The 21,648-nt window shown below is 34.2% G+C and carries 19 protein-coding genes; 11 read left to right on the forward strand and 8 right to left on the reverse strand.

The genetic code is table 11. The features are described from left to right. Window positions 1–44 precede the first annotated feature (44 nt). Both ACNQF8_RS02765 and ACNQF8_RS02770 read left to right on the forward strand, forming a co-directional pair. Window positions 45–713 carry a hypothetical protein gene (locus ACNQF8_RS02765; protein ID WP_417950703.1) on the forward strand — a complete coding sequence of 223 codons (669 nt, stop codon included), beginning with the start codon at window positions 45–47 and terminating at the stop codon, window positions 711–713. 179 nt (window positions 714–892) lie between these two features. Then, the gene (locus ACNQF8_RS02770) at window positions 893–1,960 is read left to right on the forward strand and encodes a glycosyltransferase (RefSeq protein ID WP_417952855.1); all 1,068 of its coding nucleotides are present in this window, start codon (window positions 893–895) and stop codon (window positions 1,958–1,960) included. 76 nt (window positions 1,961–2,036) lie between these two features. On the opposite strand, the gene ACNQF8_RS02775 is transcribed toward ACNQF8_RS02770, so the two are convergent. Further along, window positions 2,037–3,098 carry a sensor histidine kinase gene (locus ACNQF8_RS02775; protein ID WP_417950705.1) on the reverse strand — a complete coding sequence of 354 codons (1,062 nt, stop codon included), beginning with the start codon at window positions 3,096–3,098 and terminating at the stop codon, window positions 2,037–2,039. Beyond that, window positions 3,099–3,782 carry a response regulator transcription factor gene (locus ACNQF8_RS02780; RefSeq protein ID WP_315209432.1) on the reverse strand — a complete coding sequence of 228 codons (684 nt, stop codon included), beginning with the start codon at window positions 3,780–3,782 and terminating at the stop codon, window positions 3,099–3,101. A 176-nt stretch (window positions 3,783–3,958) separates the two neighbouring features. On the opposite strand from ACNQF8_RS02780, the gene ACNQF8_RS02785 reads away from it, so the two are divergent. The 5 genes from ACNQF8_RS02785 (at window position 3,959) to ACNQF8_RS02805 (ending at window position 10,444) form a co-directional block, all read left to right on the forward strand. After that, window positions 3,959–6,739: a TonB-dependent receptor gene (locus ACNQF8_RS02785; protein ID WP_417950706.1), complete on the forward strand. Its 2,781-nt coding sequence runs from the start codon at window positions 3,959–3,961 to the stop codon at window positions 6,737–6,739. Window positions 6,740–6,923: 184 nt separating this feature from the next. Further along, entirely contained in the window at window positions 6,924–8,135 is a 1,212-nt protein-coding gene (locus ACNQF8_RS02790; protein WP_315209438.1) for a hypothetical protein, read from the forward strand. A gap of 106 nt (window positions 8,136–8,241) precedes the next feature. Further along, on the forward strand, window positions 8,242–8,580 hold the full coding sequence (locus ACNQF8_RS02795; RefSeq protein ID WP_417950707.1) for a T9SS type A sorting domain-containing protein: 339 nt from the start codon (window positions 8,242–8,244) through the stop codon (window positions 8,578–8,580). Between the two features lie 148 nt (window positions 8,581–8,728). Then, entirely contained in the window at window positions 8,729–9,709 is a 981-nt protein-coding gene (locus tag ACNQF8_RS02800; protein ID WP_417952856.1) for a LuxE/PaaK family acyltransferase, read from the forward strand. A 54-nt stretch (window positions 9,710–9,763) separates the two neighbouring features. Continuing rightward, window positions 9,764–10,444 carry a hypothetical protein gene (locus tag ACNQF8_RS02805; protein WP_417983456.1) on the forward strand — a complete coding sequence of 227 codons (681 nt, stop codon included), beginning with the start codon at window positions 9,764–9,766 and terminating at the stop codon, window positions 10,442–10,444. A 54-nt stretch (window positions 10,445–10,498) separates the two neighbouring features. On the opposite strand, the gene tyrS is transcribed toward ACNQF8_RS02805, so the two are convergent. Then, window positions 10,499–11,791: a tyrosine--tRNA ligase gene (gene tyrS / locus ACNQF8_RS02810; protein WP_417952858.1), complete on the reverse strand. Its 1,293-nt coding sequence runs from the start codon at window positions 11,789–11,791 to the stop codon at window positions 10,499–10,501. A 127-nt stretch (window positions 11,792–11,918) separates the two neighbouring features. Here tyrS and ACNQF8_RS02815 point away from each other — a divergent pair, with 127 nt between their 5' ends. Further along, on the forward strand, window positions 11,919–12,920 hold the full coding sequence (locus tag ACNQF8_RS02815; protein WP_417952859.1) for an NAD-dependent epimerase/dehydratase family protein: 1,002 nt from the start codon (window positions 11,919–11,921) through the stop codon (window positions 12,918–12,920). Between the two features lie 9 nt (window positions 12,921–12,929). Here ACNQF8_RS02815 and ACNQF8_RS02820 read toward each other — a convergent pair whose 3' ends face one another. From ACNQF8_RS02820 to ACNQF8_RS02830, 3 genes are read right to left on the reverse strand one after another with little or no spacing between them, the layout of a single operon-like run. After that, window positions 12,930–13,355 (reverse strand): DUF4296 domain-containing protein, encoded by a 426-nt coding sequence (locus ACNQF8_RS02820; protein WP_417950712.1) that lies wholly within the window; start codon window positions 13,353–13,355, stop codon window positions 12,930–12,932. 11 nt (window positions 13,356–13,366) lie between these two features. Continuing rightward, the gene (locus ACNQF8_RS02825; protein WP_417952860.1) at window positions 13,367–14,707 is read right to left on the reverse strand and encodes a dihydroorotase; all 1,341 of its coding nucleotides are present in this window, start codon (window positions 14,705–14,707) and stop codon (window positions 13,367–13,369) included. A gap of 12 nt (window positions 14,708–14,719) precedes the next feature. Then, the gene (locus ACNQF8_RS02830; RefSeq protein WP_315209680.1) at window positions 14,720–15,445 is read right to left on the reverse strand and encodes a polyprenol monophosphomannose synthase; all 726 of its coding nucleotides are present in this window, start codon (window positions 15,443–15,445) and stop codon (window positions 14,720–14,722) included. 104 nt (window positions 15,446–15,549) lie between these two features. Here ACNQF8_RS02830 and ACNQF8_RS02835 point away from each other — a divergent pair, with 104 nt between their 5' ends. From ACNQF8_RS02835 to ACNQF8_RS02845, 3 genes are all read left to right on the forward strand, one after another. Further along, the gene (locus ACNQF8_RS02835) at window positions 15,550–16,221 is read left to right on the forward strand and encodes a DUF4271 domain-containing protein (RefSeq protein ID WP_417950714.1); all 672 of its coding nucleotides are present in this window, start codon (window positions 15,550–15,552) and stop codon (window positions 16,219–16,221) included. Window positions 16,222–16,233: 12 nt separating this feature from the next. Beyond that, on the forward strand, window positions 16,234–16,983 hold the full coding sequence (locus ACNQF8_RS02840) for a uroporphyrinogen-III synthase (RefSeq protein ID WP_113634110.1): 750 nt from the start codon (window positions 16,234–16,236) through the stop codon (window positions 16,981–16,983). Window positions 16,984–17,149: 166 nt separating this feature from the next. After that, entirely contained in the window at window positions 17,150–17,620 is a 471-nt protein-coding gene (locus ACNQF8_RS02845; protein WP_099714208.1) for an Lrp/AsnC ligand binding domain-containing protein, read from the forward strand. A 108-nt stretch (window positions 17,621–17,728) separates the two neighbouring features. Here the strand turns inward: ACNQF8_RS02845 and ACNQF8_RS02850 are convergent, their stop codons facing one another. Together ACNQF8_RS02850 and leuS are read right to left on the reverse strand one after the other, a co-directional pair. Further along, window positions 17,729–18,418 carry a zinc metallopeptidase gene (locus ACNQF8_RS02850; protein ID WP_417952861.1) on the reverse strand — a complete coding sequence of 230 codons (690 nt, stop codon included), beginning with the start codon at window positions 18,416–18,418 and terminating at the stop codon, window positions 17,729–17,731. Between the two features lie 208 nt (window positions 18,419–18,626). Continuing rightward, complete coding sequence (gene leuS / locus ACNQF8_RS02855; protein ID WP_417952862.1) at window positions 18,627–21,503, reverse strand: leucine--tRNA ligase; 2,877 nt, start codon at window positions 21,501–21,503, stop codon at window positions 18,627–18,629. Window positions 21,504–21,648 lie beyond the last annotated feature (145 nt).

Genomic DNA, 21,648 nt, shown 5'->3' on the forward strand with positions numbered 1-21,648 from the left:
ATTTTTTATTATTTTTATTATATAAAATTTAAAATCAAATCATTATGAAAAAATTACTGTTGTTGTGTTTTGTAATTATTTTGTCAGTAAACTTGCAAGCACAAGAAACTGCAGCTGAAAAGAAAGCAACAAAATCTAAAACTGAAAAATTGGCAAAAGCCAAAAAAGAAAAAGCCGAAGCAGCGAAAGAGAAAGCAGCTACAGCTAAAAAAACAGCTAAAGAGAAAGCGGAAACTGCAAAAGAAAAAGCAGCTACAGCTAAAGAAAAAACAACCAAAAGCAAAGCCGAAACTGCAAAAGAAAAAGCTGCTACAGCTAAAAAAACAGCTAAAGAGAAAGCGGAAACTGCAAAGGATAAAGCAACTACAGCTAAAGAAAAAACGGAAACTGCAAAAAATAAAGTAGTAAAAAATAAAGCCGAAACTGTCAAAGATAAAGCAGCTACTACTAAAGAAAAAGCAACTGCATCTAAAAAAACTGCTAAAGAAAAAGCAGAAACAGCTAAAGACAAAGCAGCAACAGCTAAAACAACTGTAAAAGAAAAAGCTTCAAGTGCAAAATCAATAAAAAAAATCAAGGAAACTAACGAAAAAGCACCTAAAGTAGCTGACAAAATAACAGGAGAATACAATGGTAAAAAAGTATATACTGGTCCTCGAGGAGGAAAATATTATATTAACTCAAACGGAAATAAAACCTATATACAAGAATAATTTTTATAGAAAATATATTGGAAAGGCTATCTAAAAAGATAGCCTTTTTTTATTTTAATCCATTGTCGCATCCTGAAATAATATTTAATAACTTAATAGTTTAGTAATATTTTACAAATATCAAAAAGACCTTAACTTATGTATCTTTCACCTATAAAAAATATTTGATACAATTAGAAATGGATATAAAAACCGCCCCTAAAACTATTTTGATTGCACCTTTGAACTGGGGTTTAGGCCATGCCACCCGCTGCATACCAATCATCAGGGCTTTACAAGAAAACAACTTCATCCCTATAATTGCTTCAGATGGTATTGCTCTTGAATTATTGCGAAAAGAGTTTCCTAACATACAAACACTGGAACTCCCATCCTACCAAATTGAATATGCTAAAAATGGCGCCAATTTCAAATGGAAATTAATAAAGAATGGTCCAAAAATGATCAGAGCCATTCTGGAAGAAAAAAAAATAATTCAAAATTGGGTTGAAAAATATGCAATAGACGGAATTATTTCGGATAACAGATTAGGCGTTTTCAGCAAGAAAATTCCATCCGTGTTTATTACCCATCAATTGAATGTGATGACCGGAAATACCACTTGGATCACCAGTAAAATACATCAATCTATCATAAAAAAATATACGGAATGCTGGGTTCCTGATCTTGCCGGAACTCCAAATCTAACAGGTAAACTAGGCCATATTGATAATCCAAATCTCAAGACAAAATACATTGGTCCTTTGAGCAGACTCCAAAAGAAACTATTGCCCAAAAAATATGATTTACTAGTGATTCTATCTGGTCCCGAACCTCAACGTGGTATGCTAGAAAAACATTTAAAAAAAGAAATCGTTAAATACAATGGCAATGTAATTTTCATTGAAGGAAATATCGAAAAGGAACAAAAAACTACCACAATTAGAAATGTGACGTATTACAACTTCATGAATTCAACCGAACTGGAACAGGCTTTTAATGAAAGTGAAATGGTTCTTTGCCGTTCGGGTTACACTACAATCATGGATTTAGCACAACTGAGAAAAAAAGCTTTTTTTATACCAACGCCAGGTCAATATGAACAAGAATATTTAGCCAAAAAATTAAAGAAAGAAGGTTTGGTTCCTTATGCACCGCAAGATGATTTTAAAATGGAGAATATACTGGAGATTGAGGAATATAAAGGATTGCCTCGCTTAGATTCTAAAATTGAATGGGCTAATTTGTTCCAAGTTTTTGGAAAATAATGAACCTTTGATACATAGAAATAAAAAAACCGATTCACAAGAATCGGTTTTTTTTACTATTATTAATCTTTGATTTTTATGTTGTTTTTTTACTTGCTTTTGTTTTTTCAAGTGTGAAAGAAAATTCAGATCCTATGCCAAATGTACTGTCTACATATATTTTCTCATCATGCGCTTCAATAATATGTTTTACAATAGACAAACCTAAACCAGAACCACCTTCTGTTCTTGCTCCGCTCTTGTCAACTCTGTAAAAACGCTCAAAAAGTCTTGGAATATTTTTCTTCTCAATCCCTTCTCCATTATCAGTTACTCGAACGATGACTTTTTCATCAGTCAAATCTTCAATACTAACTTCGGTAGAACCTTTTACTTTTCCATATTTGATTGAATTTACGACAAGATTCATGACTACTTGCTGAATCTTTTCCTGATCTCCAACGACCATAACATGCCTATTGTACTTCATGTCAAACATCAACAGAATATCTTTCTTGGAAGCTTTCATTTCGAGTAAATCAAAGACATTTTGAACTAATTTAACAATATCAAATTCGGCAATTTCCAAGTTCAAGTCCCCAATTTCTAGTTTCGAAATCATGTCTAAATCTTGTACGATATAAATCAGTCTTTCTACTCCTTTTTCGGCACGTTCTAAATATTTTTTTCGGATTGTTTTATCACTCATAGCTCCGTCAAGCAGCGTTGACAAATACCCTTGAACCATAAATAGTGGCGTTTTGAGCTCATGAGAAACATTCCCTAGAAACTCTCTTCTATATTCTTCACGAACTTTTAAAGTTTCAATTTCTAACTTTTTATCAGTGGCAAACTTTTTCACTTCACGTGTTAGTGTTGCCATATCTGTAGTAATGGGTTGGTTTCTAAAAGTACTTGACTCTAATAAAGAAACGTCATCGTATATTTTTTTTACTTTTTTATATATAAAGCGCTCCACTCGATACTGTATAACCAAAAATGAAAATGCAGCAATCGCAATGGCAAAAATCAAACAAAATCGATAGGAAAAAGTAAAAAATAAATACGTAAGAAAACCAACTAATCCTGTAGAAAAAAGAGTAATGTAAAGCGCTGACTTTACGGCAAAACGATATGTTTTTTTAAAATTTATTGTCATTTATACTTCAAACTTATAGCCAACTCCTTTTATTGTTTTAAACAATTCTTCTCCAATTTTTTCTCTTAGTTTTCTGATGTGAACATCAATCGTTCTTCCTCCAACAACTACTTCATTTCCCCAAACTTTGTCCAAGATCTCATCACGTTTGAATACTTTACCAGGTTTTGAAGCAAGAAGGTAAAACAATTCAAACTCTTTTCTAGGCAATGCGATTTCAATATTATCTTTAACGATTTTATATTCTTCGCGATTTATTTCTATTCCGCCTACATTAAGTGTTTCGCTATTTTGTTCTTTTTCTTTTAATCGGCGTAATAATGCTTTTACTTTACTGACTAATAATTTAGGTTTAATTGGCTTTGTGATGTAATCATCCGCACCCGCATCAAAGCCTGCAACTTGGGAATAATCTTCGCTTCTGGCTGTCAAAAAAGTAATGATTACATTACTGAGTTCCGGAATCTTTCTAATGTTTTCACAAGCTTCCATTCCATCCATTTCCGGCATCATAACATCCATTATAATAAGGTCTGGCATTTCTTTTTTAGCTTTCGCCACTGCCTCTCTCCCATTTGCGGCCGTAACGATTTGATACCCCTCTTGAGAGAGATTATATCCTACAATTTCTAAGATATCCGGTTCATCATCTACTAATAGAATCTTTGTGTTTTTTTTCTTCATAAAGCGCCAAAAATTGTTTTTGAATTGTAAATGTAATAATAAATGGAGTATTCAGATGGTGTTAACCATAATTTAATATTGGGATGATTTTAAGACCCAAAACAAAACATAACCATAACAAGTCAGTAACTTACATTTTACATTTCAGGCGTTACTTTGCAAAAAATTTAAACCAAATGAAATTCAAGTTACTATTTTTCACGTTATTACTTACAGCGATCTCTTACTCACAAAGTAAAGGTACTATTACTGGAACGTTAACAGACAAAGATGCTAATAATCAGTCATTACCTTTTGCTAACGTTCTTATTAAAGGAACAAATATAGGAACTAATACTGATATTGATGGTAAATACACCATAACAATACTACCTGGAAGTTATACATTACAACTTAGTTTTGTAGGTTATGAATCTGTAGAGATTCCCGTGACAGTAGTTGCTGATGAAACAGTAACTATTAACAAAGCACTAGGTTCTGGAAGCTATACTCTGAAAGATGTTATTGTAAGAAACACAGCAAGTAGAGAAAAGGAAACAGCTCTTTTATTAGACCAAAAACAAGCAGTTGTAATTAAACAAAGTATTGGTGCTCAAGAAATGGCCCGTAAAGGAGTTAGCGATGTTGAGGAAGGTTTGACAAAAATTACCGGAATCACTAAAGTTGACGGAAGAGGTTTGTTCATTAGAGGTCTAGAAGACCGTTACAATAACTTATTGATAAACGATTTACAATCCCCATCAAACAGCCCTTTCAAGAAAATTATCCCATTGGATTTATTCCCTACAGATGTTGTGGGAGTATTAAATATCTACAAAACATTTAATCCTAATATTTCTGGAGATTTTGCAGGAGCAACTGTTAATATTGAAACGCCTCAACCAAAAAATATCACTAAACTGAATATTGGTTTTGGATATACAACTAACAATAATCTTCAAGATTTCTTGCTTTCTAATGATGCAAATTCAACGAAAGGTTCTTTAGGACTTATTGGTAATGACAGAGCGCTTCCTGGTATTTTTGGATCAGTTCCAAGCGGACAAAAACTTTCTCCTGCGGAATATGAGAATGGTTTTGGTAAAAAATCTTGGGATGTTAACAATACAAAAAGTCCTTTGAATTCTAGCATTGGATTTTTACATGCTCAAAAATTCAATCTTGAAAAAGAAAGAAATATTAGTTATATAATGTCTTTCAATTTTGACAATAAATATTCTTACAGAGAAGGTGTAGATAGAACTTTCAATCTTGGACAAGGAAACTACGACAATAATCTATACAATACACAATACAGCTACCAAACTACTTTTTCTGGTTTAGCTGGTTTGAAATACAAAACAAACCGTTTTAACTTGAACTTCAACACGTTCTTGATTAAAGCAACTGAAAGCAAAATCCAAGATCAGTTAGGATACACAAACAGTTTAGCAAATCAGACAAATAATCTTATTAGATTAAACCAGTACGAAGAATCTAACTATTGGAACACGCAATTGTATGGGGATTATAAATTGACTGAAGATGGAAAACAGACCTTAAAAGCTGGAGGTTCTTATGTAAAAACTTCTTTTCAACAACCGGATAGAAAATTTATCACAGGTGTAAAACTAGATGAAACCCAAATAAATATGTCTTATGGTGGTAATAACTTAAACCGTCAATTCCTTGATGTAAAAGGAAACTTCTATTACTCTTCACTTTTAGAATATAATTTAAAATTTGGAGATAAAGAAGATTCTAACAAATTATCTATTGGATACAACAGCTCGCTGAATGACATGGAATCTTCTTACCGTTTCTTTTCTGGAAGAAGGAATTTAGAGAAAAACTATACTGCTGATTTAAGTACTATAAGCCAAAACATCAACGAAGATATCAACAACGGAATTGTTTATGTTCAAGAAGAATCAAATGGAGATTATAAAGTAAAATTGAATCAGTTTGTTAATGCAGGTTACTTCAATTTGTTTATGAATCTTGGAGAAAAATGGGATTTGAATGCTGGTATTAGAGGCGAAAGTTCAACTCGTACCATAAAATACAGACAACAAGGAGATCCTTTTGGAAGTGCTTACCGCAAAAAGACAGATGACAAGCTTGACATTTTACCGTCTATAAACGCGAAACGAATTTTGAATGAAAACAGCAATTTGAGAGTGTCATTGGCAAAAACAATAACTCGTCCAGTTGCGATGGAGTTGTTACCAATAAATTACATCAATGCCGATGGAACTTCAGAAAGTGGAAACCCGGATTTAAAAGACAGTGAAAACTATAATGTAGATTTCAAATATGAATTATTCCCTAACAACAAAGAATTGTTTGCTGTAGGTGTATTTGGAAAAATGATCAATGATCCAATTGAAAGAGTTTTCAAACCAACTGCAAATAGCGGTGGTCAAATCACAACTTTCAAAAACTCAGAGCAAGCGGTTATTTATGGTGCCGAAATAGAAATGCTTTTCCAATTGAGTAGAATAAGTAAATCTCTTTCTAATTTCTCTTTAGGTTTTAATACATCATTAATGAGTACTGATGTTAAAATTGACCTTAAAAAACAAGGGAATGAATTAGAAAACAGTACAAACCGTAAGCTGCAAGGTGCTTCTAGCTGGTTAATCAATTCTGATTTGAAGTATGATTTCATCCTTAATAAAGATTGGAAAAACTCAATGACATTGGTTTACAACGTTTATGGAGATCGTATTTTTGCTGTAGGTTCATCAGGAATTGATCATATCTACGAGAAATCTTTTAGTAAATTAGATTTTGTTTGGACTAACTCAATTTCAAAAAGTATCGAACTTAAATTTGGAGTAGACAACATCTTAAATCCAAGTTACAAAAAAGAGTTGGGAAGCAAAAGCACTCTAAACATTACAGAAGACTCTTTAATTTTAAGAGAATTCAAAAAAGGTGTCGGGTTCTCCTTTAACATAGGATATACGTTTTAAAAACAATAATAGAAAAGAGCCGTAATGGCTCTTTTTTTTGTTTACATAAGTAACACAAACTTTACATCAAATTCATTGTTATATAATACTTTAATAACAATTACATAACTAAATTTCAGAAGCTCGGGAGTACTTTTGACATAAATAATTAACAAAAAAACTTATAATTTTAAAATCATTAAAAATGAAAAAATTAGTATTCAGTCTTGCATTATTGAGCTTGGTTTTTACAAGTTGTACTTCAAGTGATGACGATGTAGTAACAACTCCACCGACTGCAACGGGTGAAATCACAGGAGATATCACAGCAGCAAAAACATACACAAAAGGGGTTTATACTATCAAAGGTACTGTTAGAGTAAAAAGCGATGCTACTTTAACTTTTGAAGCTGGTTCAGTTATTACTGCTGATGTAGCTGATGGTGCTGATGCTTTATTAGTAGAAAAAGGCGGAAAATTAAATATTTCTGGAACTGCAGCAGAACCTGTTGTATTTACTGAAAAATCTAAAACTGCAGGTTCTTGGGGTGGAATAATCATGTTTGGTGATGCTCCTATCGTTTCTGGAAAAACAGCTGACGGAACTCCTATTACAACTGCAACTTCTGAAGACGGAACAAACATTGTTTACGGTGGTACAAATGCTGCTCATAATGGAGGTTCTTTGAAGTATGTACGAGTAGAATATGCAGGTAAAAAAATCCTTGACGGAAACTCTGAGATGAATGGTTTCTCATTTTATTCAGTAGGTTCAGGAACAGTATTAGAAAATCTAGTTTCTTACAAAGGAGCTGATGATGGTTTTGAATTTTACGGAGGAACTGTAAGTGCTAAAAACCTTATTTCTTACGGAAACACAGATGATTCTTTTGACTGGCAAGATGGATGGCAAGGTCAAGCAAACACTAACTGGTATGCTTATCAAACTGGAGCTGGAAATTTTGGAATGGAAATCGAGTCAAAAAGTGTGAACAATGCATTCTTCCCTAAAGTATCTAACATTACTTTAAGAAGAGCTGCTGGTACTGCAACTGAAGCTGGTAATCCACTTGAAATTGATGCAATCCAATTTAAAAAAGAAGGTAACGGAGAATATAGTAATGTAGTAATTTCAGGATACACAAATACTGCAACTTCAGGAACAACTACAACAAATGCTGTTGCCGTAAGAATACAAGATGCTGCTACAAACACTAATCAAGTTCTTGCTGGTAAAATAAAAATGTTGAATGTAAAAATTACAGACACTAATACAGTTCAATGGGGTGCTGGTGCAGCTTTCACAGTTTCATTTTTACCTGTAAACTTCACAACTAGCACAACAGCAACTGGAGCTGCATTGACTCCTGGAGCTTGGGCAATTGTTGATGGCGTTAATTTATTATCAAATTTGTAATAAACAATCCATTTGATTTATAGTAAACATCCTGAGTAATCAGGATGTTTTTTTTTGGTACGCTTTTTGAATTATTTTTTGTATATTTACTATTCAAACTAATCCGATGGCAAAAAACTACTTTTATAGTATCACTTTATTGGTTTTTTTATTCTCTATGAGCGCTAGTGCTCAAGAAACTAAGCAACAACCAAAAACACAAGAAACCGCTGTAATTGAAGGTTTAAGCTTGTACCCGAACCCTGTGAGTAATGGCAAAGTCTACATTACTTCAAAAAATGACTTGGATAAAGAAATCATTATCTTTGATGTTTTAGGAAAAAAAGTGCTTCAAACGATGCTTAGTTCTAGAGAGCTAAATGTCTCTAATCTAACTTCAGGTGTCTATATCATAAAGATTAATGAAAAAGAGGCATCTGCGACCAGAAAATTAATTATAAGATAATACGACAACATTTAAATACAAAGCTCCAATTCCTATTGGGGCTTTTTTTATGCATAATTGGAATGGAATGGATTCCAAAAAACAGACTATTGCTGTTCTGCTAATGGGTTTCCCTTAAAAAATTTGATTACTTTTGTAAAAAAAATTCTTGATTACATCCTCCGATATATTTGCTATTTCCAGTCAAAAACAGTTTGAGAAAATCGCCTTGAAAGTGTTTCGTTTCCAATACGAGAACAACTTGGTCTATCAAGAATTTTGTGATTTTTTGAAAACAGATCCTCAGAAAGTAAAGTCTTTACAGCAGATTCCCTTTCTACCCATTCAGTTTTTTAAGAGTCATGAAGTGGTTTCTAATACCAATCCCATTCAGGAAACCTTTACCAGCAGCGGAACAACCGGGATGATAACCAGTAAACATCTGGTTACGGATGTTACGTTATATGAGGAAAGCTACCGCAAAGGATTTTCCGAATTTTATGGCAACATTGAAGATTATGTAGTTCTAGCATTGCTTCCATCCTATCTGGAAAGAGAAGGTTCTTCCTTAATATACATGGTCAAGGATTTAATTGAACTTTCCAATCATCCTGAAAGTGGTTTTTACCTCCACAATCACGACGAATTGATTGCCAAGCTTATCGCTTTAGATGAAGCCGGTCAAAATGTCATTCTGATTGGTGTTACTTTTGCTTTATTGGATTTAATTGAAAAACACCAGTTTCAATTGCAGCATACCATTATTATGGAAACGGGCGGCATGAAAGGAAAACGCAAAGAAATGATTCGGGAAGAATTGCACGAACAATTGTGCAAAGGATTTGGCGTTTCGACCATACATTCTGAATACGGCATGACCGAATTACTTTCGCAAGCCTATTCATTAGGAAATGGAGTATTTGAATGCCCTTCTTGGATACAAATCCTCGTTCGCGACACCGAAGATGCCTTGACCTATATTCAAGACGGAAAAACAGGCGGAATCAACGTCATTGATTTGGCTAACATCAATTCCTGCTCGTTTATTGCTACCCAGGATTTAGGCAAAAAAAATCCTAACAACTCTTTCGAGGTATTGGGACGTTTTGACAATTCTGATATTCGAGGTTGTAATTTGATGGTAATTTAAACATTTGCAAAATATTTAAAAAGGAACAAACAATAAATTACTACTAACCAAATGATGCGTTTAAACTACTTCATACTATTGCTTTATTCTATCTCCAGTTTTTCACAAAACACCGCTTTATTAATTAATATTGATTCAATTATTTCGAATGATTCAAACCAAAAAGAAAGAAAATTTACAGTACTCTATCATATTGAAAACCTTACTAATAATCCCGTATCATTTATTTTAAACACAAATTCCATAAGACCAAACGCAACAAGCTCAATGTCTTATTCCCCAGCCTACAGATTATACCAAGGAGATGAAATCATTAACTCTGTCAGTATTTTTAATTCTAAAACAGCTAATGAAGAATTTCAGAAGATAATAAAAGAATTAGAATTAGCACAAACAAAAAACGGTTCTAAAAATAATATTTATGATGACATTGCAAAAAACAAAAGGCAAATAAGTCAAAACATCCTTAATAGTATTATCAAATTAAATCCTAAAGAAATTAAAAAATTTTCAGCAACTTTAAACTGGGACAAAAACAGATATTCTCAATACTTTGACATCGAATATTATTTAAACGAAAAAGCAACTCATTATTTTGATTTATGTATTAACTTAATGAAAGAAGAATTCAAAGAAAAAGTATCATCTGAAGATTTTAAAAGAATATTAGAAGATGAAACAATTATCAAAGGTTGGCTTCAATCAAACAAAATGGCAATTAATTTTAAAGAATAAAAAAGTCCGCAAGAAACCTTGCGAACTTTATGAATATCTTTATGAATTTTACGGTTAAACCACTCTTACCACAAAATAATTTTTCTTGCCACTTTGCAACAGTACAAACTGATTGTTGATTAAATCTTTGGTCGAAAGCACAAAATCCTCGGCAACTTTTTCTTTATTTACTGAAATAGAATTTGCTGTCAAAGCACGTCTTGCTTCACCATTTGATTTTAAGAATCCTGTTTTTTCGTTTAGAACGTCAACAATATTAATTCCAGTTTCGATTTCATTTCTGCTGATTTCTGCTTGAGGAACACCATCAAAAACATCCAAGAAAGTTGCTTCATCTAGTTGTTTCAAATCGTCTGAAGTAGAATTCCCGAACAATATATTCGATGCTTTTATCGCATTTTCTAAATCTTCCGCTGAATGTACCATTACCGTAGTTTCTTCGGCCAAACGTTTTTGTAACAAACGTAAATGTGGTGCTTCTCTATGTTTTTCAGTTAAAACTTCGATTTCTTCTTTTGATAAAAAAGTAAAAATCTTAATGTATTTTTCTGCATCAACATCCGAAGTGTTCAACCAATATTGGTAAAATTTATATGGAGAAGTTCTGGCCGAATCCAACCAAATATTTCCACCTTCAGATTTTCCAAACTTGGTTCCATCTGCTTTTGTAATCAACGGACAAGTCAATGCATACGCTTTACCACTGGCAATTCTACGTACTAATTCGGTTCCGGTAGTGATATTTCCCCATTGGTCACTTCCACCCATTTGCAACGTACAATTCTTTTCTCTGTACAAATGCAGAAAGTCATACCCTTGAACCAATTGGTACGTGAACTCTGTAAATGACATTCCTTCGGCAGCTTCAGAAGACAAACGTTTCTTCACAGAATCTTTTGCCATCATATAATTTACAGTAATGTGTTTCCCTACATCACGAATAAAATCCAGAAAAGAAAAGTTCTTCATCCAGTCGTAATTATTCACTAATTCTGCTGCATTATTCGAATTAGAAGTAAAATCTAAGAAACGAGCCAATTGTCCTTTTATCGCTTCTTGATTGTCACGCAATGTTGGTTCGTCCAATAAATTTCTTTCATTCGATTTTCCGGATGGATCACCAATCATTCCTGTTGCACCACCTACTAACGCTAATGGCTTGTGTCCCGATAGTTGAAAATGTTTCAATAACATTACTCCAACTAAATGTCCTATATGCAATGAATCGGCAGTTGGGTCAATTCCCACATACGCCACACGCATTTGTTCCATCAAATGTTCTTCTGTGCCGGGCATAACATCGTGGAGCATTCCTCTCCAAGTTACTTCTTCAATAAAATTCTTCATCTTTTTAATCAATTTACTTTCGTCAATTCAGCCTTTTAGGCTTCGTGTGCACAAAGATAAAATTTATTGCGGATTAGGTTATTTGTTTAATAGGTTATTCGAAAAAAATTATTCGTATTTTCGTAGCATGATTTTAGTCACAGGAGGAACGGGTTTAGTAGGCGCACATTTATTGCTTCATTTAATTGAATCCCGAAGTATCGGGACAGAAAAAGTTCGTGCTATTTATCGAAGTGTCGCTTCGATGGAGAAAACTAAATCGCTGTTTTCCATGTACAAAAAGGAATCGTTGTTCGATCAAATAGAATGGATTCAAGCAGACATTACTGAAGTTCCTTCGTTAGAAATCGCCTTTCAAAATATTGACACGGTTTATCATTGCGCCGCTTTGATTTCTTTTGACCCAAAAGATGAAAATCTATTGCGAAAAACAAACATTGAAGGCACCGCGAATATTGTGAATTTTTGTATCGCTTTTGGAATAAAAAAACTTTGTTTTGTAAGTTCTATTGCCACTTTAGGCGACTTACTGCCTCATGAAAAATTTATCACCGAAGAAACCGAATGGAATCCGGAAAAGTACCATAATGATTATGCCATTTCTAAATATGGTGCCGAAATGGAAATCTGGCGCGGACAGCAAGAAGGTTTAGATGTGATAATTGTAAATCCAGGTGTAATTCTTGGACCAGGTTTTAGAGAGCAAGGAAGTGGACAACTTTTTACGAAAGTAAAAAATGGATTGAAATTTTACACGCTGGGCTCAACCGGATTTGTTGCTGTTAGTGATGTTGTTCAAATCGCTTACCAATTAATGCAAAGCGAAATTAAAAATGAACGCTTTACTTTGATTGCAGAAAATAGTGTTTTTCGTGACATTCTGAATTCCATGGCCGATTCATTGGGTGTAAAACCACCTGAAATCCATGCAAAACCCTTTTTGATGGAGATGCTCTGGAGATTGGATTGGTTTGTTTCGAATGTTTTTCAACAGAAGAGAAGATTAACTCGAACAACTGCAAAAGCTTCATATGCAACAACTATATTTTCCAACCAAAAGATTAAAGACACTTTGAAAACTGAATTTATAAATATTCACCAATACATTAAAGAAATCTCTAATCTTTAAGCTCTTTTCTTAGTCTAATTTTGTACTATCTCTGCTGATTGCAGCTTGTTTTTGTTTTTTGTCAACAATAGGACTCTTCTTCTTTTTTTTCAATTTGATCAAAGAATCTACACTCTTTGTTTTAGCTAGTAATCGCTTGTTGATTTGCTCAAACATACTTTTGTATTCATTATAATCAGATGCATAATAGACATTGCTTTTAGCAAATTGAACACTGTCAATTTTATATTTTTTAAAAATATAATCTCTGGAATTTATTTTGAAAGTATCCAAGGAAGCCGGATTTTGATTTCTTATGGCTTCCAAAATAGATAAATCATACATAATACTTACCATAACGTCTTTCTCTATAAGTCGTTCCGGCTTACTCACCACTTCTTCTTTACAGCTTACAAACAGTGTTATGATTGTTAAAAGTACTATGATTTTTCTCATTGATGAAATTTTTATCTTTCGAATAACAAACGTTTTCCTGCACGAATATCTTTTACTTTAAAAGCAGTATAAACCAATTGTCCGTTGACAAAAGTATGGGTAATTCTAGATTTAAAAGTAAAACCTTCAAATGGAGACCAACCACATTTAGCCAAAATATTTTCTTTTTTTACGCTCCAAGGCAAGCCTGAATTAACGATAACCAAATCCGCGTAATAGCCTTCTTTGATAAAACCACGTTTTTCTATTTTGAAGATTTTAGCCGGATTATGGCACATTTTCTCCACAATTTTTTCAATACTTATTTTTCCTTGATGATGCGCTTCAAACATAGCCACTACAGCATGTTGCACTAATGGTCCGCCGGAAGGTGCATTCAAATACGATTGTTTTTTTTCTTCTAATGTGTGTGGCGCGTGATCCGTTGCAACCACATCAATTCTGTCATCCAGTAAGGCTTCCCAAAGCACTTTTCTGTCATTAGCCGTTTTTACAGCTGGGTTCCATTTGATAAGATTGCCTTTTGTAGCATAATCATCATTGGTAAACCATAAATGATGTACACAAACTTCGGCAGTGATTTTCTTGTCTTCCAAAGGAATTTTGTTTGTAAACAAATCCATTTCTTTGGCAGTCGAAAGATGAAAAATATGCAAGCGAGCACCCGTTTTCTTAGCCAACGCAACCGCTTTGGAAGACGAAATATAACACGCTTCCTCGCTTCGGATAAGGTGATGAACCGTAACTGGAACATCCTCACCAAACTCTGCTTTGTATTTCTCTAAATTGTTTTTGATAGTCGCTTCATCTTCACAATGCACCGCAATTAGCATGGGTGTACTTGAAAATATTTTCTCTAAAGTTGCTTCATTATCCACCAACATATTCCCTGTTGAGGAACCTAAAAATATTTTTATTCCGGCAACATTCTTTGGATTTGTTTTTAAAACTTCTTCCAAATTATCATTAGTTGCACCCATCATAAAAGAATAATTCGCATACGATTTTTGGGCAGCCAACTCGTATTTTTGTTCTAATATTTCTTGGGTAACCGCATTTGGAACCGTGTTAGGCTGTTCAATGTAAGAAGTAATTCCTCCTGCAACGGCCGCTTTAGATTCTGATTCTATGTCTCCTTTATGCGTAAGTCCGGGCTCTCTAAAATGCACTTGATCATCAATTGCACCCGGAATTAAATAATTCCCTTCGGCATCAATGATTTTACATTGAGAGGATTTTGCACTAATGCTTTCTGAAATTTCAACAATTAAGTCATTTTCAATTAATACATCGCCCTCAAAAATCACTCCTTCATTTACTATTTTGGCATTCTTAATTAAAACCCTATTCATCCTGTCTTTTTCTTATAATGTGTTGACTAATCTTTTTAATCTAAGTGCAATAACTCCAAAAACGGCTTCAACAATTATTGAATTACTCATTTTGGATTGCCCTTTTGTTCTATCGGTAAAAATGATGGGAACCTCAGCAATTTGAAATTTTTTACAATACGTTCTGTATTTCATTTCAATTTGAAAAGCGTATCCAACAAATTTTATTTTATCTAAATTGATCTCTTCGAGCACTTGTCTTTTGTAACAAACAAAACCTGCTGTGGCATCATGAATTTTCATCCCGGTAATCATTCGTACATAAACCGATGCAAAATACGACATCAAAACACGGCTCAACGGCCAGTTTACTACATTTACACCAGTTACATAACGGGAGCCAATCGCTAAATCAGCGTCGCCAAAATGACACGCATTGTATAACTTCTCTAAATCATTTGGATTATGGGAAAAATCAGCATCCATTTCAAAAATGAAATCATATTTATGTGCTAATGCCCATCTAAATCCATGAACATAAGCCGTTCCCAGACCTGATTTTTTCTCTCTTTTTTCCAAAAATAATCTCCCTCCAAATTCAGATTGAAGTAAAACGACCTTATCAGCAGTATGATCCGGTGAATTATCATCAATAATAAGAACATGAAAAGATTTATGTTGCGAAAACACTGATCGAATAATGCTTTCTATATTTTCAATTTCGTTATAGGTAGGAATTATAACAATACAATCATTCATATTTTTAACTAATTTCACCGCAAAAGTAAACTTTTTATGCCATTTCATCCTTAATAAAATTATAATAAAAAGAATGATATAAAAATTAGTAATTTTGCAACGTTATGATCGAAAATATACTTCATCCAAGAATAACTGACAGCAAAGACTGGGCAACCGTGCTTTTTGTTTTGTCATTTGCTATTATTGCTGTTACAAAATCTGTTTTCGAAAATAGATTTGGTGATTTCGCCAATTTAATTTTTTCCAATAAATACAACAAAGTTTACAGAGATAGCAGCCACTTAAAAAGCGGTTTCACCATCTCCTTGTTTTTTGTCCAAGTGATTTCAATTGCTTTCTTCATCCAAATTTCGTTAAGTTATTTTGGCCATGCCTCAAAGACAGATTGGATACTTTACATTCAAATTTTTACCTTCCTAACTTTCTTTATTTTATCTAAATATTTGATTGAGAAAATAATAGCCACTTCATTCAATATTGAAGAATTTATGGAGCAGTTTAACCTCCAAAAGGTGACTTACAGAACCTATATTGGACTAATCATACTGCCATTGAATATTATTTTGTTTTATTACGACTCATTTTCAAGAAATATTCCGTTGCTAATTATTGCTACAGTATTGATAATAAACATATTAACTTATTTGATTTCAATAAAAAATTATCAAAATATAATATTCGGTAAGTTGTTTTATTTTATTTTATATCTTTGCGCTCTTGAAATAGCACCCTATTATTTTATGTATTATTGGTTTACAAAAGGGAGTGCTTAGAAACCGTTAAATATGAAAGTGAAAACAATTTTGGTGTCACAGCCTGAGCCTAAAGTGGAGAATTCCCCTTACTTTGAACTTCAACAAAAGCATAAAGTAAAAATTGATTTCAGACCTTTTATTCATGTAGAAGGAGTTAATGCAAAAGAGATTAGACTTCAAAAAATCGATCTTAATCATTACACCGCAATTATTTTAACGAGTAAAAATGCCGTAGATCATTTTTTTAGAGTGGCTGATGAAATGCGTTATAAAGTTCCTGAAGGATTAAAATATTTCTGCCAATCAGAAGCTATTGCTTTTTACCTGCAAAAATACGTTGTGTATAGAAAACGTAAAATCTACGTGGGACCAAAAGATTTTGCTGATTTATCTCCGCTGATAAAAAAATACAAAGACGAAAAATTCTTATTACCTGCTTCAGACCAATTGAATGCCGATGCGCCAATAACGCTAAACGCATTAAAAGTAGACTGGACTCCAGCTGTTTTTTACAGAACCGTAATGAGTGATTTATCTGATTTAGCCGATGTATATTATGATGTTTTGGCTTTCTTTAGCCCAACAGGAATAAAATCATTGTTTAAAAACTTCCCAGACTTCGAGCAAAACAATACTCGAATTGCCGTTTTTGGAAGTACTACTCAAAAAGAAGCATTGGATCACGGTTTGAGAGTGGATATTCTTGCACCAACACCAGCAACACCTTCGATGACAATGGCTTTAGAAAAATACATTATTGAAGCCAATAAAGGAAAATAAAAATTACTTTTCAAAATAAAATCAAAAAGCCATTCGTAATCCGAATGGCTTTTTTTATGGCGTAAGTTATAAAAAAGGCTGGTCGTTCTTTACACTAATCGTTTTTTGCTTAAATTTGGTTTTCAATTCAAACTGGATTCTATATTTTAGTTTAAAATAATAACTCATGAAAATCAATTCCCTAATAGTAGAAATTGACGGTATCGATAAAGAAATTTTACGCGACCTGATGGAAGATGCCCGAAAACCAATTCTTCAAATCGCCAATAAAATAGGGATTTCAGGAGCGGCAATTCATCAACGCTTGCGAAAACTGGAACAATCCGGCGTTATTTCGGGATCAAAATTTACAGTAAACAATAAAATATTAGGCTACAATACGATGGCTTTTGTTGGGATTTATCTGGACAAAGCCGCCCGAAATCCAGAAGCGGTTCGTGATTTAAAGAAAATCCCCGAAGTTTTGGAATGCCATTACACCACAGGAAACTGGTCGATTCTGATAAAGATTATCTGTCGTGATAACGAACATTTAATGCATTTACTAAATACCAAAATTCAAGCTATAGAAGGCGTTTCCAGAACAGAAACCTTCATTTCCCTAGACCAACAAATCGACAGACAAATACAACTTTAGATTTTTAGATTATTAGATTTCTAAAACAAGAAAACCGTCTCGTTATGAAACAAGACGGCTTTTTTATACAATTAATCTAAAGATCTAACCTTCTAAAAGTCTAATAATCTAATCTCTCCTACTTCCGCCCATATAAATAGAAACATAATACAACAGCGTAGCAATCGACCCTAAAGCAGCCACGACATACGTTCTGGCAGCCCATTTCAAGGAGTCCTTCGCTCCCGCTTGTTCTTGTTGCGTCAGCATTCTTTTGTTTTCTAACCAAGCCAAGGCACGATTACTCGCATCATATTCGACTGGTAAAGTAACAATCGAAAATAAAGTGGTTGCTGCAAAAATGATAATTCCTACTAATAACAATTGTGGAAAAGTTTTCATCATCAAGATTCCGGCAAGCAAAATCCATTGCATATACGTTGATGCCACATTCACCACAGGCACTAATTTAGAACGCATCGTCAGCCATTGATATCCCACAGCGTGTTGCACGGCGTGACCACATTCATGCGCCGCAACAGCAGCCGCTGCCGCATTGCGTTGGTTGTAAACCGCCTCACTTAGATTCACGGTTTTATCTACCGGATTGTAATGATCCGTCAAACGTCCCGGTGTAGAGATTATTCTCACATCGCGAATTCCGTTATCGGCAAGCATTTTTTCGGCTATTTCAGCGCCTGACATTCCGTTTTGTAATTGTAATTTAGAATAATGTTCAAATTTACTTTTTAGTCTTGAACTAACTAACCAGCTGAAAAGCATAATTGCTCCGGCAAGAATCAAATAACCCATTCCCATATTTTTGTTTTTTAATTGTATTGTTAAAGTTATAAAAGATTTATCAAAATCTGAACCAATTTTTTATTTTGTCAATTTGGCATTGGTGAAATGGAACACGGATAACGCAGATGAAACGGATTTGCGAAGATTTTTATTTATTAGAATTAAAAAATCCAAATTCTAAAAATAGAATTTGGATTAATATGATTATTGCAACATTGAATACCTATCCAACCAAATTGATGATTTTCCCCGGAACAATGATTACCTTATTTGGCGTTCTTCCTTCTAATTGTTTGATGGTTCTTTCGTCTTTCATTACGATTTCCTCGATTTGTTCCTTGGTCAAATCCAAAGGTAACACCATCGTGAAACGCATTTTTCCGTTGAAAGAAACTGGATATTCCTTTTCGCTCTCTACTAAATACTTAGCTTCAAAAACTGGGAAAGCAATTGTCGCAATCGAACCTGTATTTCCTAATAACGACCATAATTCTTCGGCGATGTGAGGTGCATACGGCGAAATCACAATTGCTAATGGCTCCAATATTGCACGAGAATGACAGTTTTGAGTGGACAATTCATTCACACAAATCATAAACTGTGAAACCGACGTATTGAAAGAGAACCCTTCAATATCTTCCGCCACTTTCTTGATGGTTTTGTGTAATGATTTTAAGTTGTCTTTGGTTGGTGCGTCATTGGTAACAATCAAACCATTATCATCAAAATACAAACGACACAGTTTTTTCAAGAAACCAAAAACTCCCGAAATTCCTGCCGTGTTCCAAGGTTTCGCTTGTTCCAATGGTCCTAAGAACATTTCATACAAACGCAAGGTATCGGCACCGTATTCGTTACAAATATCATCCGGTGTTACCACATTGTATTTTGATTTCGACATTTTTTCAATTTCGCGACCAACAATGTATTTTCCGTTTTCTTCGGTGATGAATTCTGCATCAGCATAATCCTCTCTCCAACTTTTGAATCTTTCAATATCTAATTCATCTGAAGAATTAACCATTGATACATCAACATGGATAGGCTGTACTTTTTGTCCGTCAATTTTATTTTTAGAAACATATGTATTTGTTCCGTCTAATCGATAAACAAACGCACTCATTCCCAAAATCATTCCCTGATTAATCAGTTTTTTGAATGGTTCTTCGGTTGGTGCAAACCCTTTGTCTTTTAGGAATTTGTTCCAAAAACGAGAATACAATAAATGACCGGTGGCGTGTTCACTTCCGCCAATGTATAAATCTACGCTTTCCCAATATGCCAAAGCGTCTTTGCTGGCAAATTCGTTTTCGTTATGTGCATCCATGTAACGCATCCAATACCAAGAACTTCCCGCCCAACCTGGCATTGTGTTGAGTTCTAAAGGAAAAATCGTTTGACCCTCGACTGCGCTCGGGTTGACAAGATCAGTAGAAACAACTTTATTATTAACACTATCCCAAGCCCAAACCGTAGCGTTTCCTAAAGGCGGCAAACCGTCTTCGGTTGGTAAATATTTCTCTACTTCCGGAAGGATGATTGGCAAATGTTGGGCATCAATCATTTGCGGTAAGCCATTCACATAATATACAGGAAACGGTTCTCCCCAATAACGCTGGCGAGAGAAAACGGCATCACGCAAACGGTAATTTGTTTTTCCTTTTCCTTGATTTAATTTTTCTAATTCTTCAATTACTTTTTGAGTTCCTTTTTTGTAATCTAATCCATTTAGAAAATCAGAATCTACTAATTGAAAACCTTCTTTGGCTCCAAAAGCAGCTTCGGATATATCTTTATCAAAAATGTTTTTAATGGCTGACATACCTTGTTGCCCTTTGAAGAAATTAGCAAAAGCATAATCTCTTTCATCGCCACAAGGAACCGCCATAACAGCGCCTGTTCCGTAACCTGCCAAAACATAATCGCCAATCCAAACCGGAATTGGTTCTTTAGTAAAAGGATGTTCCGCGTAAGCGCCTGTAAATACTCCAGAAATAGTTTTTACATCGGCCATACGTTCTCTTTCGGAACGTTTTGACGTTTTTTCAATATAAGCTTCTACTTCTGCTTTTTGTTCTGAAGTTGTAATTTGTGAAACTAATTCATGTTCCGGAGCCAATGTCATGAACGTAACACCGAAAATAGTATCAGGCCTAGTGGTGAAAACTGCGATTTTAGCTTCTGAATTTTGAACATTGAATTCCACAGTCGCTCCAACCGATTTTCCAATCCAGTTTCTTTGACTTTCTTTGATGCTTTCGCTCCAGTCAATATGATTTAATCCTTGTAACAAACGTTCTGCATAAGCCGAAATTCGCATGCTCCATTGCGTCATTTTCTTGCGCACCACCGTAAAACCACCACGCTCCGAAACACCATTTACGATTTCGTCATTCGCTAAAACGGTTCCTAATCCCGGACACCAGTTCACCTCAGTCTCGGCTAAATACGTCAATCTGTATTGCAGCAAAATTTTCTCCTGCTGTTCTTTTGCAAAAGCGTTCCATTCATTTGCTGAAAAACCTTCGATATTTTCATCACAAACGGCGTTGACATTTGCATTTCCTTCTGTCGAAAAAATGGAAACTAAAGTCGAAATATCTTCGGCTTTATCGCTGTTTTTATTGTACCAAGAATTGAATAATTGGATGAAAATCCATTGTGTATGTTTGTAATAATCCGGATTTGAAGTACGCACTTCTCTGCTCCAATCGAACGAAAATCCAATTTTGTCCAATTGCTTTCTATATCCCGCAATTTTATTTCCTTCTTTATCCGTTCCTCCGTCAATATTTACTGAAGTCGTATCTTCAGGACGTTGTCCCGTTTGTATCGCATATTGTTCCGCAGGCAATCCAAAACTGTCGTAGCCCATTGGGTGCAACACATTAAAACCTTGGTGTCTTTTGTATCTTGAATACACATCAGAGGCAATATATCCCAGCGGATGTCCTACGTGTAATCCCGCTCCAGATGGATAAGGAAACATATCAAGTACGTAATATTTAGGTTTTGTTGAGTTGTTTTCGGCTTTAAACGTTGCGTTTTCTAACCAATATTTCTGCCATTTGGCCTCTATTTCGTTCGGATTGTACTTCATTCTACTTTCTTAATTATTTTTTTAATGGAGTCATGCTGTCGCACACTCAAGTCATATTAATAAGATTCAAATTAACTCGGTTACTAAGTTGCTGTATTATATTTGGAGAAATGATTATTTCAAGGTGCCAAATTTACGTTTATTG

Source organism: Flavobacterium labens (assembly GCF_048286755.1).
Lineage (GTDB): Bacteria > Bacteroidota > Bacteroidia > Flavobacteriales > Flavobacteriaceae > Flavobacterium.